This is a genomic window from Lapidilactobacillus achengensis, from assembly GCF_003946655.1.
Lineage (GTDB): Bacteria > Bacillota > Bacilli > Lactobacillales > Lactobacillaceae > Lapidilactobacillus > Lapidilactobacillus achengensis.
In genome coordinates this window covers 53745-70749 of sequence record NZ_RHOV01000001.1, presented here as the reverse complement: position 1 = coordinate 70749, position 17005 = coordinate 53745, and the positions used below count along the sequence as shown (strand labels likewise).

Here is a 17005-nt window from a genome sequence, read left to right as displayed (position 1 = left end):
TCACAAAAAAATATGCCAAAATAATATATATTGAGGTACAGATTAAATGAGTTGTATTATAACAAGATGCAGAAACAGCCATTCAACAAGCACCGCCGTTGCGGGGTCGAATGGCTGTATCAGTCAATCATTGAGTTTTAATTAGCCGAATCCGGGTCAGCATCAGGATCCGCTAAAATCGGCAAAATTTTAGTTGGGGCCCCGACTTGATCGGTATCTAGGACAAAACTGCCGTTAGAGTAGCGATCTCCGATTGGATAATCGCTTGGTTGTAGCGTGACGAATTGCGCCGTCGAGGTCTGGATCTGCAATTCAGTCAGCTCGGTTGCGACCAGCACCACTCCCACGATTCGATGAGGCTTACTCTTTAGCTCCCGAAGGACCAGAAGACCACGACGGGCCCGATTACCTAATGGCAATTCACTGGCGCTCATTTGCTTATAGGCGCCGCGCTGGGTCAAGATGCCTAAGATCGGCTGCTCCGCCAGTTGGTCCGCGTTCAAGATCAAGGTGGCCGCCACCGTGTCGTCGTCTTTCAAACTGCTAGAACGCACACCAGCGGCTTTCGCGCCAACAACGGGAACATCACTTAAGGCGAAGTGAAGCCCATAAGCCTGGCGCGTGAAACTAAAGACCTCAGCGAAAGGCACTTGTTCGGGCAACAAATAGTCAACCGCCAGCACAACTGCCGCCGCGCTTTTAAGTGTGATCGCGTTTTGCGGTCGGGAACGATAAGTACGGCTGGGCTGTAAGTCGCTTAAGCTGACCTGTTTGATATAGCCATCAGAGGTGGTCAAAATAAAGTTGCCACCATGATCGAGGCTCGCGAACTTAAACACGGCCAAGACGGTTTCATTGCTAGCCAAGCCCACATCTTGCGAAAGATGTTGACCGGTATCCTTCCACTTAGAATCCATCAATTCATGAACCGGACGATACATCAGCCGTCCCAAGTTGGTGAAAATATACAGATGTTCCAAGGTGTTGGCCGGTTCGGCGTAGATTGGGAAATCTTCATCCTTAAGTCCATTATCGCTAGCACCGGTGGCTTGGTAAGAACGCAGGCTACTCCGCTTGATATAGCCGTCATGACTGACCAGCACCATCACATCTTCAGCGGTCACCATGACACTAGTATCGATCTCCAAGCTAGCGACTTCCGCTTCGATCTTGGTCAGCCGCGGTGTGGCAAAAGCTTGCTTGACCGTTTGCAGCTCCGTACGGATCACCCGATCAAGCTCAGTCGCTTCCGCCAGAATTTTCTGATAACCGGCGATGGCCACCGACAATTGTTGATGCTCAGCCTCTAAGGCGGTCACGTCGGTATTGGTCAGTCGATAGAGCTGTAAGGAAACGATCGCCTCAGCTTGCGCCTCAGTAAATTGATAAGCGCTGACCAAATTTTCTTTGGCATCGCCCTTATTTTTACTGGCACGAATCGTGCGGATCACTTCATCCAGAATCGACAAGGCCCGAATCAAACCTTCCACGATGTGTTGGCGCTTCAAAGCCTTGTTGAGATCAAATTCGGTGCGTTTCGTCACGACTTCCCGCTGATGCGCCACATAGGCACTTAACGCTTGTTGTAAGCCGACTTGTTGTGGCCGCAGATCCGCGATTGCCACCATATTGAAGTTATAGGAAATCTGTAGATCCGTGTTCTTGAAGAGATAGTTAAGAATGCCTTGACCGTCAGCATTCCGCTTCAATTCCACCACGATCCGCAAACCCGTGCGGTCGGTTTCATCCCGAACTTCGGAAATGCCGTCAACTTTCTTAAGGATCCGCAGTTCGTCGATTTTTTTGACCAGCAGGGCCTTATTGACTTCGTAGGGCAGCTCGGTGATGACGATCTGCTCCCGTTGACCCCGGGTGGTTTCCAGCGCTGTTTGTGCGCGCAACATCACCCGGCCGCGACCAGTTTGGTAAGCATCCTTGACGCCAGCGACCCCTTGCAAAATTCCTCCCGTCGGAAAATCTGGTCCCGGGACGAACTTCATTAAATCGGCCAAGGTTGCTTGCGGGTGCGCCATCAAATAAATCGTCGCGTCGATCACTTCCCCCAAATTATGGGGAGGAATCTCGGTGGCATAACCAGCAGAGATCCCTGAAGAGCCATTGACTAAGAGATTGGGAAAATGCGCCGGCAAAACAGTCGGCTCCTCCGTCGTATCATCAAAGTTCAACACCATGTTGACGGTGTCTTTTTCGATATCGCGGAGCAGTTCGCCAGAGATCTTACTCAACCGCGCTTCCGTGTACCGCATCGCCGCTGGCGGATCACCGTCCATCGAGCCATTGTTCCCGTGCATCTCGATCAAAGGCGCCCGCAGTTTCCAGTCTTGACTCATCCGCACCATAGATTCATAAATCGAGCTATCACCATGGGGATGGAAATTACCCATCACATTCCCCACGGACTTCGCTGATTTCCGAAATTCATGATCGTAAGTATTTCCATCAAGATTCATCGCGTAGAGAATCCGCCGTTGCACCGGCTTGAGGCCATCCCGAATATCCGGCAAGGCGCGCTCTTGAATAATATATTTAGAATAACGACCGAAGCGCTCCCCCATGACTTTCTCTAGGGAGAGTTCCTCGATTTTCTGTGGTTGTTCCGCCACCCTGATCACTCACCTTTATGTTGTTCGACTTGTTTCAAAAGATCTTGGGTCCCGGTATTTTGCTGGACATCTTCGGCCGCGGTCGTATCCAGAATACTGCCGGCCTCATCCAGAGTGAATTTAACATTTTGCTCGATCCAACGTCGCCGCGGCTCGACCTTATCACCCATTAAGGTGGTCACACGCCGTTCCGCCAAGGTGGCGTCGTCGATCTTGACCCGGATCAGCGTTCGTTGCGCCGGATCCATGGTGGTTTCCCACAATTGGTCAGCGTTCATCTCGCCGAGCCCTTTGAAGCGCTGCAAACTATAACCATGCCCCAATTCCTTGGTGGCCGCGCTCAATTGGTTTTCGGTCCAAGCATAACGGATCTGCGTTTTCGCGCCGCGACCTTTCTGCAGCTTGTATAGCGGCGGCAAGGCAATATAGATCTTACCAGCTTCGATCAACGGGCGCATATAGCGATAAAAGAAGGTCAGCAACAGAATCTGAATATGCGCGCCGTCATCGTCAGCATCGGTCATAATAATGATTTTGTCATAATTGGCCGCTGGTAAATCAAATTCCGCGCCCACACCGGCCCCGATCGTATAGATCATCGTATTGATCTCTTCGTTTTTGATAATATCTTGTAATTTGGCCTTTTGGGTATTCAAGACTTTCCCCCTTAAAGGCAAGATCGCCTGAAACCGCCGATCACGGCCTTGCTTGGCGGAACCACCGGCGGAATCGCCTTCGACCAAATAAAGTTCATTCTTCTTCGGATTCCGAGACTGGGCTGGCGTCAATTTACCCGACAACAGGCCTTCATTCTTCTTCCGCTTCTTACCGTTCCGACTTTCATCCCGAGCTTTACGGGCGGCATTCCGGGCTTCACGCGCCTTTAGCGCCTTTTGCACGAGCATTTGCGCCGTATCCCCATTTTCCATCAAATAGAAGGTCAATTGTTCGTAGATCAGTCCGTCCACCGCCGAGCGCGCTTGCGGCGTGCCTAAGCGGCCTTTGGTTTGGCCTTCAAATTGCAGGATCTCCTCGGGGATACGCACCGAGATGACCGCGCTCAAGCCTTCGCGAACATCGCTGCCGTCGAGATTCTTATCTTTATCTTTCAGTAAATTTGTCTTCCGGGCGTAATCGTTGAACGCCTTGGTCCACCCCGACTTCATCCCAACTTCATGGGAGCCGCCATCGCCAGTCCGGACATTATTAACGAATGAAATAATGTTTTCGGAATAACCATCATTATACTGACCAGCAAATTCGATCTCAATGTCGTCCTTGGTGCCTTCGATGCTGATCACATCGGTCAAGGTATCCTTGTCCTCGTTTAAATAGCGCACGAAGGATTGCAAGCCATCATCGAATTTGAAAACATCGGTCCGTGTTGGCGTCACCCGTAAATCGGTCAGCGTGATCTGGATCCCCTTCAATAGAAAGGCCGATTCCCGCAAACGTTCCGCTAACACATCATAACTAAAGCTAGTGTTCGCAAAAATCGTCGGATCGGGCATAAAGGTCACCGTTGTTCCTGAAGCCAGCTTGCTCTTACCAACTTGCTTCAAGGTGCCAACCGGATGGCCGCCCTGTTCAAAACGCTCCTGATAAAGGCGATGGTCACGGGAAACTTGAACTTCCATCCAGCTGGACAACGCGTTGACCACCGAGGCGCCGACCCCGTGGAGCCCACCGGAAGTTTTGTAATTATTTTCGGTAAATTTACCGCCGGCGTGTAACACGGTCAAGATCACTTCGATCGTTGGCCGGCCGGATCGGTGCATCCCAGTCGGCATCCCCCGACCTTGGTCCTTGACCGTCAAACTCCCATCGGCGTTCAGGCAGACATCGATTTCTTTGCCATAGCCACTGAGTGCTTCATCGACGGCATTATCGACGATCTCATACACCAAATGATGGAGCCCACGACTATCCGTGGAGCCAATGTACATCCCTGGCCGTTTACGGACCGCCTCCAGTCCCTCGAGGATCTGGATCGAATTATCATCATACTTCTGTTTAACCATTTAAACCCCCACTAGCGCTTCATACGAATGTATGTTCTTCTTTCAAAACATTAAATTAAAAAAACCGATCTGTCAAGACTGGGTCGCCACACACACCGGTGATTCGGCCAAGCGCCACCTCATATGCGGCCGTTTGGTAATGACTAACAGCAGCGCGGCCCCCATTGTTGCGACCAAGAATACCACTGGTTGAGAAAACATGGTACAATATGAACGCAATCATTTTGGGAGGACTCACCTTGAAAATCGCAGTCTTAGTTATTTTAGCATATTTGCTGGGATCATTTCCTTCCGGCGTCATTGTCGGCAAAATTTTTTATCATCGGGACATTCGCCAGTTTGGCAGCGGTAATATCGGCACGACGAACACCTTTCGTGTCTTAGGACGCCCAGCTGGTCTGTTGGTTTTGGCCTTGGATATCCTGAAAGGGACTGTGGCGGCCAGTCTACCGGTGTGGTTTGGACTGGGCCTGCCCCATTACGCCATTCTCGCTTTCGGCGTCGCCGCGATCTTAGGTCATTCCTTCTCGATCTTCATCAAATTCGCTGGCGGCAAGGCCGTGGCCACCAGCGCCGGCGTGTTGTTGGCCTATAATCCTAGTTTCTTCGTGATCGCCGCCAGCACCTTCGTGATCATCATGTTGCTCAGCAGCATGGTCAGCGTGGCCAGCATGCTTGGGATGATCTTGATCACCCTGTTTTCGCTCTTTTACCGGGATCCATTTCTAACGGCCTTGGCCGCCGCCTTGACCATTTTTATTTTCATTCGTCATCGCGAGAATATCAAACGGATCCGTCAGGGCACAGAGAATCTGGTGCCCTTTGGTTGGTATTACCATCACCAACACAAGCCGAAGCCGCCGAAGCAATAACCGTCCAGAATAACCCCGCGACCCACCTCGTCGCGCAAAAAAGCTGTCCTAGCCCCGCCGCACTGATTCAAAGTGCGCTGGTACTAGTGGCAGCTTTTTTAACAGCTTCCGTAATTTCGGTGGGATCAAGCGAAACTGATTTGATACTTCGCGCGGAAACGTTCTTGCGGCGCCAAGGTGTTCATGCCGAACTTCTCCGTCAATTCTCCGGTGGCGGTGGTCAAATCAGCGATGCCCCACCAAGGCTCGATACAGATATAATCACCTTCATGAGGATAAGCGGTCCAGATGCCCACAAAGGGAGCATCCCGCGTGTCCAGCGTCACCATGTGCGGGGTTTTATCGGAACGGATTTGAACCTCGTTGGCGCTGTTCAACTGAAAAATCAGCGCGTCATTCTTAAAAACATCATGATCAATGCGCCAATCCACATCTGTCGGCGCTAGCGTGCGGGCTTCATAGTCAACGCCTTCAGGACTGAGGGGAATCTGAATCCGACTTTTGCTGGGCTTGAACCGCAAATAATAATCGCTGAATTTCAGCTCAGGAGTCATCGGAATCTTGAAGCCAGGATGACCACCGACCGCGAAGATCAGTGGTTGATCGGTACTGGGATTCGTCACGTAATAAGTCACATTGATCAAGCGGTTGATCAGTGAATACTTGATGCGCAACTCGAAGGCGAACGGATAATTGGCCCAAGTAGCGGGACTATCCTTCAACAAGAACGTCAGACTGTGATCTGTCTCGCGCTCCAACGTAAATTCCGAATCACGGGCGAAACCATGTTGGGTCATCTGATAGGTCTTGCCTTGATAGCGATACTGATCGTTTTTCAATTTACCCACGATCGGAAAGAGGTTCGGCGCATGCCGGCCCCAAACCTGGGTATCTGCTTGCCATAAGTATTCCTGACCAGTATGGCGATTGATCAGGCTTTGCATTTCGGCACCCTTCGTATTGACGGTCAGCCGATAAAACTCGTTTTGTACTTGAATGTCCATGGAAATGCCCCCTAAAGAATATATTTACTTAAATCACGGTCCGCGGCGATTTCGTCGATCCGATCAGCCACATATTGCTCGGTGATCATGATCTCACCCATTTGCATATCAGGGCCGTCGAAGAGAACTTCTTCCAACACCTTTTCCAAAATAGTCGCCAGGCGCCGGGCCCCAATGTTGTCACTGGTCTTGTTCACCTCATTGGCCACCGCTGCGATCTTATCGATTGCTTCCTTGGTGAAGGTCAACTTGACGCCATCAGCGCCGACCAACGCGACATACTGTTTGATCAGGGCAGTATGCGGTTCGGTCAGAATCGCAATGAAGTCTTCCTTGGTCAAATCATCCAGTTCCACCCGAATCGGGAAGCGGCCTTGCAATTCTGGGATCAAATCGCTGGGTTTGGTTTGCGCAAAAGCTCCAGAACCAATGAACAGCACGTGACTCGTGTCCAGAGGACCATATTTCGTATTGACTTGCGACCCTTCAACGATCGGAAGAATATCCCGCTGCACACCCTCACGAGAAACCTCACCAGAATTACGTTGTTGCTTGGAGGTCAACTTGTCGATTTCATCAATGAAAATGATCCCGTCATCTTGCGCCCGTTGCAGCGCCTGTTGTTGCAATTGATCACGATCGACCAACTTTTCAGAATATTGGCGGACCAATAACTCGCGCGCTTCTTTGACCGGCAATGTCCGACTAACTTTCCGCTGGGGTGACAAGGAACTCAGCATATCACCCATATCAACGCCCATGGTACCCATGGTATCCATCATCGGATTCTTCTTCTTGGCTTCTTCAACTTTGATGGTCACTTCGCGGTTCTCAAGCAGACCGCGGTCCAATTTCTCGGCCAGATCCAACCGTTCATTCAGCACTTGATCTGACACTTTTTCCGGCTGTTCTTCTTCCGGCGCGGGCAGTTGACCAGACATTAACTGATTCATCATTTGCATCATGTTGTTATTGTTTTGCTTTTGTTGCTTTTTCTCACCTGGGGCCAATAGGCGAATCAACTTCTTGTTGGCTTCTTTCAGCGCCTGCCCGCGAACCCGATCATAGGCAGCCTTTTCTTCAATGGCGACAGCGGCATCGGCCAGATCCCGAACCATCGCCTCAACATCGCGACCCACGTACCCGACTTCAGTGAACTTGGTCGCCTCCACCTTAACAAAAGGCGCATTAACGATCGTGGCCAGCCGGCGGGCAATTTCCGTTTTACCCACCCCAGTTGGACCGATCATCAATAAATTCTTGGGGGTAATATCTTTTTGTAGTTGTTCATTCAATTGGTGCCGGCGGTAGCGGTTATACAAAGCGACAGCCACCGCGCGTTTGGCGGAATTCTGACCGATCACATAGTCATCTAAGGCCGCGACGATTTGCCGGGGTGTTTTCTCTAGTGCCATTAAACTGGACTCCTCTCAGAACTGGTCTGTGATAATGTTGTGGTTCGTGAAAATATCGATGGAAGCCGCGATTTCGATCGCTTCACGGGCAATCGCTTCCGCGGTCATCTCTGGCGCGTGCCGAGTCATGGCGATCGCCGCCGCCTGCGCAAAATTGCCGCCTGAACCGATCGCGATCACATTCTCATCGGGCTCGATCACTTCACCATTGCCAGAAATCAGTAATAAATGCTCCTGATCAAAGGCGATCAACATGGCTTCCAGCTTCTGTAACGTGGGGTCTTTGCGCCAATCTTGGGCCAATTCCACCGCAGAACGCCGCAAATCGCCACTATAACTTTGCAATTTCTTTTCAAACCAATCTGATAAGGTGAAGGCGTCCGCCACACCACCGGCGAAACCGGTGATCACTTGGTCATTGAAGATCCGCCGAACCTTATGGGCGGTCGCTTTCATAATATATTTCTCACCCATAGTCACTTGGCCATCGCCAGCGATGGCGATTTGATCATGATGTTTTACAGCAACGATCGTTGTCATAATATCAACCTCTTTTATTTTTTCTTTTTAGCTTGTGGATCAGTTCGCGCCGAGTTGGGGCTTGCCGCTGAGTCGGTAGCGGTGTTTGGTTTAGGCGGCTCTGTTGTTGAGCTAGACGCGCCAGGCTCACTTTCGGACTGAGCCCGGGGGAAATACTGCCGATAATCCGCCTGAAGATGTTGCATGGTCACGTGCGTATAGATTTGCGTAGTGGACAGACTGGCATGACCCAATAACTCCTGGACCGTCCGCAGATCGGCCCCATGATCCAGTAAATGCGTCGCAAAAGTATGTCGCAACATATGAGGATGGATATCGCTATTCACACTAGAGTTCTTGATGATCCGATCCAAAATATAAGCGATCCCGCGACTGGTCAATTGTTGTCCGCGCTGATTAACAAATACATACTCATGCGTTGCTGGCCCTTGCGGTAGTTTTTGCATCAAAACCGGACGACTCTCCTGTAAATATTGCTGCAAAGCCGCCTGGGCGTGATGTCCGAACGGCACGTAGCGATCTTTGTTGCCCTTGCCATGGACCAGCACGATCCGCATGGTCAGATCCAATTGGGCGTTGGTCAAATCACTGACCTCGCTGACCCGCATACCTGTGGCATAAAATAATTCCAGCAGCGCTCGATCGCGCACTGTGACCGGCTCATCACCAACCACGGCGGCAAATAAAGCGGCCATCTCTTGCTCGTAGAAGAACCGCGGCAAGGTTTTGGCTTGGCCCTTGATGCGCACCGTCGCGAAGGGATTGCCTGCAACTAGTTTATGATTTTCCAGATAACGATAAAAGGACCTTAAGGCTGAAATTTTCCGGCTGATCGTCTCGCGGGCCAATTGTCGCCGCGTCAATTCATCAAGAAACGTCTCGATTTCCAGCCGGCCAACCTGACGATAGGAAGCTAAACCACCATTTGCGGTCAAGAAATTCGTGAAATCAGCAATATCTTCCAAGTAGGCCTGTTGCGTCAGAGGCGAATACTGCCGCTGCACCAATAAATACTGGCCGAAATCAGTGACCCATTGTTGTTCTGCCATAAAAAAACCTCTCATCCAATAAGTATACTGTACCATACTGGTGAAAGGAATGAATAGAATTAAAGTTCAAAAATCAGGCTTTTACAAGCCAGCGCCCTGCCTAGCCAACGGTCAAGCGCCGGCGCAGCTTACCGCGGTCCAGCGCCAAGGCGGCCACTGGTCTTGGTCAAACAAGCTAGATGAAACTGCCCTAGTTCAACGCCCCATCAACCGCGAGCTGACGATCGGATCGGACGTTGAGCGCCAACTGGTCGATGGCCGTTAACGCCCGCTGAGCCAAGGCCTCTTTCCGTAATTTTTTGTCACGGATCGTCGTGGGCAGCTCTGGGAAGATGCCAAAATTGGCATTCATCGGTTGGAAATGACGACTACTGGCGTGGGTAATATAGTGAGCCATTGAGCCCAATGAAGTGGCCGGATCAACGGTGTAAAGTTCCTGGCCGCGCAAGAGCCGCCCAGCGTTCAACCCCGCCAACAAGCCACTGGCCGCGCTTTCCACATAGCCTTCTACGCCAGTCATTTGCCCGGCGAAGAACAAATCGGCCCGTTTGCGCGACCGATAAGTCGGCTCTAGAACCTCAGGCGAGTTCATAAAGGTGTTCTGGTGCATGACACCGTAGCGCACGATCTCGGCGTTTTCTAAACCGGGAATCATCCGAAAGACCCGCCGTTGTTCGCCAAACTTCAAATGTGTTTGGAAGCCCACGAGATTATAAAGGCTTCCCGCAGCATTATCTTGCCGCAACTGAACCACCGCGAACGGTTTCTTGCCTGTCTTGGGATCTTCCAAACCAACAGGCTTCAGCGGACCGAACGTCATGGTCTTCACACCGCGCCGGGCCATCACTTCGATCGGCATACACCCATCAAAAACCTGGTCGTCTTCAAAATCATGCATCTCAGCCTGCTCCGCGGTGGCCAAAGCCTCACGAAAGGCCATGAAAGTCGCTTCGTCCATCGGGCAGTTCAAATAGGCGGCTTCACCTTTATCATAGCGCGATTTCAAATAAACTTGATCAAAGTCAATGGATTCCTTCGTGATGATTGGCGCCGCCGCGTCAAAGAAGTGCAGACCAGCCGCGCCGTTAAGGTCTTGAATCGCCGCCGCTAAATCTGGTGAGGTTAGCGGGCCGGTGGCGATCACTGTGGGCCCGGTTGGCAAAGCCGTCAGCTCCGTGGCGATGACGGTGACTAAGGGATGTTGGCGCAATTGTGCCGTGATATAACCCGAGAATTGATCCCGGTCGACCGCTAAAGCGCCGCCGGCAGGAACGGCGCTACGATCGGCCGCCGCCATCACCAAGGAATCCAGGCGCCGCATTTCCTCTTTAAGCAACCCAACGGCATTTGTCAGCTGATTTGCCCGCAGTGAATTAGTACACACCAACTCCGCGAAATCACTGGTATGGTGGGCCGGGGTTGATTTAGTCGGTCGCATTTCATACAAATGGACCGGAATGCCTTGTTGGATCAACTGCCAGGTGGCTTCGCTGCCTGCTAAACCAGCGCCAACAACATTAACATAATCTGTGGTCATCGCTTAACCTCATTTAATTGATTTTGAACTACGTGCCTACTCGTCTACTAGCATAGAAACGCCGCTAATTTTTGGGGGCTCATTTCGCCCCTGATTGAATTGAACCACTGTCCTGCTGTGCTGACGCAAGCGTTTATTTCTGGACTTGTTCTTGATAGTCACCGTTCGGACACAGGATCTGGTGACCACCCTTGACTTTCTTGTCCACCAAATAATGTTGACAAACCGGGCAATCGCGGCCGACTGGTTTGTCCCAAGAAACGAAATCACATTCCGGATAACGGGAGCACCCGTAGAAAATCCGATTCTTCTTCGACTTACGTTCGAGAACTTGACCTTGATGACATTTCGGACATTCAACGCCGATTTCTTTGGTGATTGCCTTGGTATTGCGGCAGTCTGGGAAGCGACTGCAGGCGTAAAATTTCCCAAAGCGCCCCATCTTGATCACCATTGGCGCGCCACAAATGTCGCAATCAAAACCAGCGGGCTCATCCTTGATTTGAACTTTCTCGATTTGTGTTTCAGCGGTCTTCAATTCCGTTGCGAATGGTCGGTAATACTGATCGACCACCTTGACCCAGTCACCTTGGCCAGCCTCGATCCCGTCCAAATCATTTTCCAACTTGGCGGTAAAATCAATATTGACAATATCAGGGAAGAATTCCTCAATCAAATTATCAACGATCTCACCAAGTTCAGTCGGTTCGAAACTCTTACCTTGAAGTTTCACGTAATAGCGCTTCTGGATTGTATCAATGGTTGGGGCGTATGTTGAAGGCCGCCCCACGCCGTTTTCTTCCAGCGCTTTGACCAAACTGGCTTCCGTATAACGAGCTGGCGGTTGGGTAAAGTGCTGCTCCGGATCCGTTTTGACCAGATCAGCTTGGTCGCCAACGGCCAGATCCGGTAATTTGTTCTCTTTTTGCTCCTCGGTGCTACTCTGGTAGATCTTGGTGAACCCGGCGAACTTCATTTGCGAGCCATTGGCGCGATAAATGACCCCGTTCTGTTCCAACTGGACCATCATCGTGTCGTAGACCGCAGGCGTCATTTGACTAGCCAAGAACCGCGACCAAATCAGGCTGTATAAGCGCAATTGATCGCGAGTCAAAATTTCCTTCAATGAATCCGGTGTCCGCATGACGGAACTAGGACGGATCGCCTCATGGGCATCTTGAGCCCCTTCAGGATTCTTGTTCTTCCGGAGCTTCGTGGCCGCATACGCCTCGCCCAAAGTCTCATGCAGATAAGTCGCCGCCTCATGCTTCGCAACGCTGGAGATCCGGGTTGAGTCGGTCCGCATATAGGTGATCAAACCAACGGTCCCTTCTTTGCCCAGATTGATTCCTTCATAAAGCTGTTGCGCGATCATCATCGTCTTGCGCGTCTTGTAATTTAGGCGACGATTGGCCTCTTGTTGCATTGAACTGGTGGTGAATGGCGCTGCCGGGAAACGTTTCCGCTCTTTCTTGGTCACCTTGGTCACGTCAAACGGTTGTTGGCGGTCGATCCGCTTAAGAACGGCCTGAACCGCAGCGTTGTCGGGTAAAGCCTGCTTCTTCCCGTCATAACCATAAAAATTCGCCGCGAACTTCTTGCCGCGCCCTTTTTGAAACTCTGCCGCAAGACTCCAATATTCTTCCGGAATAAAGGCTTTGATCTCCCTTTCCCGATCAATGACCAACTTCAAAGCAACGGATTGTACCCGGCCGGCGCTGAGCCCCTTCTTGACTTTGGCCCAGAGAATCGGACTGATCGAATAACCCACGATTCGGTCCAACACCCGTCGTGCTTGTTGCGCGTCAACCAAATTCATGTCGATACTACGCGGTTCTTTAAAGGCATCTTTGACCGCATTTTTCGTGATTTCGTTGAAAACGACCCGATTGTTCGCCGTCGGATCCAAGTTCAAAATGTGGGAAACATGCCACGCAATGGCTTCTCCTTCTCGGTCCGGATCGGCTGCCAGATAAACATGATCGGCTTTTTTGGCGGCGGCTTTCAGTCCTTTGATGACATCGCCCTTGCCTCGGATCGAAATATATTTCGGCTGATAATCGTGATCAAAATCAATGCCCATCTGACTTTTTGGTAGATCCCGAATATGGCCTAAACTGGCAACGACGTGATAATTGCGCCCCAGGTATTTCTCAATGGTTTTCGCTTTTGCCGGCGATTCGACAATAACCAAGTTCTTCTTGGTGGCCATGCAAAAACTCCTTTCCTTCTGCTAGAAAACGTATTTATCAAAACTTCTAGACCGTCAAAAGCGGTGACGGTCAAATCGGAAATAATCATAAGCTAGTTTTCAACCGCTTGTCAACCATAAGAATTTCGGAGCAAGGCCGATTTGACCCGAAAAAGGCTAAATTGCCGCCATATTTTGAAAATCAACCAAGACGTCGGCAGCGGTCAGGACCGGGGTTGCGCCCGCGGCCAATAGTTCATTGGTCCCCACAGAGGTTGGCGTCAAAATATCCCCAGGCAACGCGTAAACATTGCGATTCTCTTGCAGCGCTAAATTTGCGGTGATCAAAGAACCGCTGTGATGCTCAGCTTCCGTGACCAAAACACCTTGGCTCAACCCGGCGATGATCCGATTGCGCTGAGGGAAATTATATCGGGTCGGTGCCGTGCCAGGTGGATATTCACTCAACACCAGACCCCGCTGCCCAATCAGTTGTTGTAACGAACGATTGCACTGGGGGTAGAAAATATCCAGACCCGTCCCAATCACCGCAATCGTTTGCCCATGGGCCAAGAGCGTTTCTTGATGAGCCAATTGATCGGCCCCCGCCGCCAGTCCACTGACGATCGTGATTTGATTTTGGACCAGCGGCGGGATCAAGCGGCGTAAACAATGTTGGGTGTAATTCGTACACGCCCGGGCGCCCACCACCGCCAATTTCGCGGTGGTCAACAGTCGCAAGTTGCCTTGATAATACAGGATCAGTGGCGGTCGATAGATTTCGGCCAAGGCCTGGGGATAGTCAGAATCTAGAATCGTCAAAAAGGGCATATTCGGCCGCGCGACTGGTTGCAACTGACTGGGACGCTGGGGCCAAGCCGCCAACAGCTCCTGATCAAGCCGCGGCCACTGCCAAGTCGCCACCTGAGTCGTTGCCAAAGTCCGCAACCACAGCGCCAACCACAGTCGATCGCGGTAACGCCACTTCGGTTGGGCCAACGCCGCTAATAACACCGCGTCTTTTTCCAAAAAAATCACCTACATTCTTAATCATACACTCATGATCAAGTACGCAGATGATCGCGATTTTACTTTTTCTGTTCGACCTTTTTGCCAAGAAAATAATTACCCTTGTGCGTTAGCGGCCAGCCGCTTGGACCGGGCTAAAACTGCGGCGATGGATCGGGCAAGGTCCCAGGCGGGCCAGCCCAGCCAAATGGGCCGCGGTGCCATAACCGGCGTTTTGAGCGAAATCATAGCCGGGATAAACCTGATCATACATCGCCATCAAGTGATCACGGACCTGCTTGGCAACAATACTGGCGGCGGCGATGCTGGCGGATTTCTGATCACCTTTGATCAACTTCTCCTGTCTGATCGGGACAGGGATGGTCATCGCGTCCACCAGAATCAATTGGGGCCGCCAAGCCAGCTGATTGATCGCCTGGGCCATGGTCAATTCGGTGGCGTGATAGATGTTTTCCCGATCGATCAGGTCGGCGCTTCCGACCCCGATGCCAACAGCTAACGCTTGCCCGAGAATTTCTGGATACAACGCTGCTCGTTTCTTCGCGCTGAGCCGCTTGGAATCATCGACACCAACCAAAGCGAAATCATGGGGCAAAATAACGGCGGCGGTGACCACTGGTCCAGCCAGCGGGCCGCGGCCCACCTCATCCACCCCAGCAATCAGAGGAAACTGCGGCCAAAATTGCCGCTCCAACCGCAAGCGCCCGGCCAAGGCCGCTTGGGCCTGTTCAGCGGCCAGCACCCGGCGCTGATACTGCTGCAACGCGTGCTGAACGCCCACCCGCGGATCGGCCTGCAAGCGCCGCAACCACTGGGGATCAACAGGTTGCGCTGGCGCGTCGGCCAAACGGGCCTTGATCCGGGCCAAAGTCCAAGGTGCTTCTGCGCCGGAATCGGCGCCGGCTAACTTCAGATCAGTCATCGGCAACGGTGGCCTCCCAACCAACTGGAGGCAGATCCAAAGTGATCCGTCCTAATTTACCTTTACGGAAATAAAGCAAGAACTTCGCCGCCATCCGATCATAATCATCCCGGAACCCTGCCTGTTTCGTCAATAATAACAGCAGTTCCACCGCCGGCAGGTCCAGTTGCGCCGCAGTCAACTGATAAGTTTGTTGTAAGATCTGTGGGTATTGTTTTTGATAGAAACCAAGGGCGAACAAGGTGATGTCATCCTCATGGTATAAACCTTCCTTGATGGCCCCAGTCAGGGCTAGTTTCTGCCCGACGGTGGGATCTTCAAACTTCGGCCAAAGCACCCCGGGCGTATCGAGCACTTCAAAATCATCCTTGGTTTTCAACCAATTTTGCTTACGAGTTACGCCGGGACGATTGCCGATCGGGGCGATATTCTTGCCAGCCAAGCGATTCAGAAAAGTCGATTTCCCCGAATTGGGGATCCCGATACACATGGCGCGGATCGTGGTTTTCAGTACCCCTTTTTGCTGTTGCGCGGCGATCTTCGGCGCCAGGATCTGCTTAGCCGCGTGCAAAACGGGACGAAGCGGCTGGCCGTGTTGTGAATCCAACGCCAAGACTGGTTGCTGTTCGCGCTGGTAATATTTCTGCCAAGCCTGGGTCATTTGCGGGTCCGCCAAGTCAGCCTTGTTCAAGAGCAATAAATGTGCCTTGTCCCCGATCAATTCCCGTAACATCGGATTGCGGGAACTTTCCGGCAAGCGGGCATCCACCACCTCCAAAACCAAATCAACCTGTTTTAAGCGTTCTTGAATCTCCCGTTTGGCCTTGGCCATATGTCCGGGATACCATTGAATTGTTGCCATTGTTCTAACTCCTTCGTGCCAAGGGTCTGGCGCCCATGGACTCTAATTTTCGCGAACGCCTCGCCAGAAAGCCACAGAATGGAACTGGGGGCCTTCTGTGCGGCCAAGCGCAAAATTCCTGTTCGTCGTCGGTTCACGCCAACTGCTGTTTCTGATGGACCTGTTGATCGTGGCCTGATCTACCCTGATCAATGACTAGTGCTTAATGATCAATGAATAATGATTAATGAGCAGACTCTATTTTACCATTCAACGCCAATATTTTCAGGGAATATTGAAACGTGAATCGACGGGTGGCCAAAAAAAGGGCCCGGCGCGCAAAATAATCATGTTTGCTGGTCGTTTTCCGTCATACTGCACTACTAAGTTACCGATCAGGTCAGGCAAATGGAACCCAAAAAGACCAAGTTAGCCGAACTACTGATCATTCAGTCGCGCTAACTTAGCCAGTGGTCGTATTTTTAGTTGAAAATCCTGACTTTTCGCAGGGTTTGAGCGGCGGACCGCCTTATTTCCGGGCCTGACGCGCTAGGATATCGTCAATGATATCGCGCAGTGACACCTGGGCCATTTGAGTTTCGGCGGCGGTTTGGACCTGGGTGTAAACCCCATTCAAGGTTCCTTGGATATTACCGCCCACAATACAAAGCGGATTTGTTTTCTCATCAACATGGAGCAAATTACGGTTGTCCTCAATCACCAAATAAACATCCAAGAGGCTAATATCTTCCGGCGCTTTAGCCAAACGCAAGGCGACTTTACCTGGCTGGCTATTGAGCAGACCGGCCTTGACCAAGGTCGACATCATGCGGCGCACCATACTGGGATTCGCTTCAATGCTTGCCGCGATCGCCGTGCTGGACAGATTACCATCCGCATAAACATAAACAAAGGCCAAGATATGGACCGCATCGCTTAATTTATGGGAAAACTTCATGT

Annotated in this window: 12 protein-coding genes and 1 pseudogene; 1 reads left to right on the top strand and 12 read right to left on the bottom strand. The window is 51.4% G+C overall.

Annotation, left to right across the window (positions count from 1 at the left end):
* Nucleotides 1–137: 137 nt before the first annotated feature.
* Nucleotides 138–2624, bottom strand: coding sequence for a DNA topoisomerase IV subunit A (parC, locus tag EKM94_RS00310; protein ID WP_125595756.1), 2487 nt, complete (start codon nucleotides 2622–2624; stop codon nucleotides 138–140).
* Nucleotides 2625–2629: 5 nt separating this feature from the next.
* Nucleotides 2630–4645 (bottom strand): DNA topoisomerase IV subunit B, encoded by a 2016-nt coding sequence (parE, locus tag EKM94_RS00305; protein ID WP_125595753.1) that lies wholly within the window; start codon nucleotides 4643–4645, stop codon nucleotides 2630–2632.
* Between the two features lie 209 nt (nucleotides 4646–4854).
* Between parE and plsY the strand changes: the two genes are divergently transcribed.
* Nucleotides 4855–5517, top strand: coding sequence for a glycerol-3-phosphate 1-O-acyltransferase PlsY (gene plsY, locus EKM94_RS00300; protein ID WP_125595750.1), 663 nt, complete (start codon nucleotides 4855–4857; stop codon nucleotides 5515–5517).
* A gap of 125 nt (nucleotides 5518–5642) precedes the next feature.
* Here plsY and EKM94_RS00295 read toward each other — a convergent pair whose 3' ends face one another.
* From EKM94_RS00295 to EKM94_RS00250, 10 genes and pseudogenes are all read right to left on the bottom strand, one after another.
* A complete protein-coding gene (locus EKM94_RS00295) occupies nucleotides 5643–6521 on the bottom strand; it encodes an aldose 1-epimerase family protein (protein WP_125595747.1) in 879 nt (292 codons plus the stop codon).
* 11 nt (nucleotides 6522–6532) lie between these two features.
* On the bottom strand, nucleotides 6533–7936 hold the full coding sequence (hslU, locus tag EKM94_RS00290) for an ATP-dependent protease ATPase subunit HslU (RefSeq protein WP_125595744.1): 1404 nt from the start codon (nucleotides 7934–7936) through the stop codon (nucleotides 6533–6535).
* Nucleotides 7937–7951: 15 nt separating this feature from the next.
* A complete protein-coding gene (hslV, locus tag EKM94_RS00285) occupies nucleotides 7952–8476 on the bottom strand; it encodes an ATP-dependent protease subunit HslV (RefSeq protein ID WP_125595741.1) in 525 nt (174 codons plus the stop codon).
* A 143-nt stretch (nucleotides 8477–8619) separates the two neighbouring features.
* A pseudogene (gene xerC / locus EKM94_RS00280) lies at nucleotides 8620–9525 on the bottom strand (tyrosine recombinase XerC); the annotation flags it as partial.
* 190 nt (nucleotides 9526–9715) lie between these two features.
* Complete coding sequence (trmFO, locus tag EKM94_RS00275; RefSeq protein ID WP_125595735.1) at nucleotides 9716–11062, bottom strand: methylenetetrahydrofolate--tRNA-(uracil(54)-C(5))-methyltransferase (FADH(2)-oxidizing) TrmFO; 1347 nt, start codon at nucleotides 11060–11062, stop codon at nucleotides 9716–9718.
* A 133-nt stretch (nucleotides 11063–11195) separates the two neighbouring features.
* Complete coding sequence (topA, locus tag EKM94_RS00270; protein WP_125595731.1) at nucleotides 11196–13274, bottom strand: type I DNA topoisomerase; 2079 nt, start codon at nucleotides 13272–13274, stop codon at nucleotides 11196–11198.
* 156 nt (nucleotides 13275–13430) lie between these two features.
* Complete coding sequence (gene dprA / locus EKM94_RS00265; RefSeq protein ID WP_225422114.1) at nucleotides 13431–14282, bottom strand: DNA-processing protein DprA; 852 nt, start codon at nucleotides 14280–14282, stop codon at nucleotides 13431–13433.
* A gap of 109 nt (nucleotides 14283–14391) precedes the next feature.
* Nucleotides 14392–15204 carry a ribonuclease HII gene (locus tag EKM94_RS00260; protein ID WP_125595728.1) on the bottom strand — a complete coding sequence of 271 codons (813 nt, stop codon included), beginning with the start codon at nucleotides 15202–15204 and terminating at the stop codon, nucleotides 14392–14394.
* Nucleotides 15197–16066, bottom strand: coding sequence for a ribosome biogenesis GTPase YlqF (gene ylqF, locus EKM94_RS00255; protein WP_125595725.1), 870 nt, complete (start codon nucleotides 16064–16066; stop codon nucleotides 15197–15199). Before ylqF ends, EKM94_RS00260 begins: the two co-directional genes overlap by 8 nt.
* A 508-nt stretch (nucleotides 16067–16574) precedes the next feature.
* Complete coding sequence (locus EKM94_RS00250) at nucleotides 16575–17003, bottom strand: Rrf2 family transcriptional regulator (protein WP_125595722.1); 429 nt, start codon at nucleotides 17001–17003, stop codon at nucleotides 16575–16577.
* Nucleotides 17004–17005 lie beyond the last annotated feature (2 nt).

Excerpts from the sequence above, each read along its gene's own strand:
- parE (WP_125595753.1), bottom strand. The coding sequence starts at position 4,645 with ATGGTTAAACAGAAGTATGATGATAATTCGATCCAGATCCTCGAGGGA.
- plsY (WP_125595750.1), top strand. The coding sequence starts at position 4,855 with ATGAACGCAATCATTTTGGGAGGACTCACCTTGAAAATCGCAGTCTTA.
- EKM94_RS00295 (WP_125595747.1), bottom strand. The coding sequence starts at position 6,521 with ATGGACATTCAAGTACAAAACGAGTTTTATCGGCTGACCGTCAATACG.
- hslU (WP_125595744.1), bottom strand. The coding sequence starts at position 7,936 with ATGGCACTAGAGAAAACACCCCGGCAAATCGTCGCGGCCTTAGATGAC.
- hslV (WP_125595741.1), bottom strand. The coding sequence starts at position 8,476 with ATGACAACGATCGTTGCTGTAAAACATCATGATCAAATCGCCATCGCT.
- trmFO (WP_125595735.1), bottom strand. The coding sequence starts at position 11,062 with ATGACCACAGATTATGTTAATGTTGTTGGCGCTGGTTTAGCAGGCAGC.
- topA (WP_125595731.1), bottom strand. The coding sequence starts at position 13,274 with ATGGCCACCAAGAAGAACTTGGTTATTGTCGAATCGCCGGCAAAAGCG.
- EKM94_RS00260 (WP_125595728.1), bottom strand. The coding sequence starts at position 15,204 with ATGACTGATCTGAAGTTAGCCGGCGCCGATTCCGGCGCAGAAGCACCT.
- ylqF (WP_125595725.1), bottom strand. The coding sequence starts at position 16,066 with ATGGCAACAATTCAATGGTATCCCGGACATATGGCCAAGGCCAAACGG.
- EKM94_RS00250 (WP_125595722.1), bottom strand. The coding sequence starts at position 17,003 with ATGAAGTTTTCCCATAAATTAAGCGATGCGGTCCATATCTTGGCCTTT.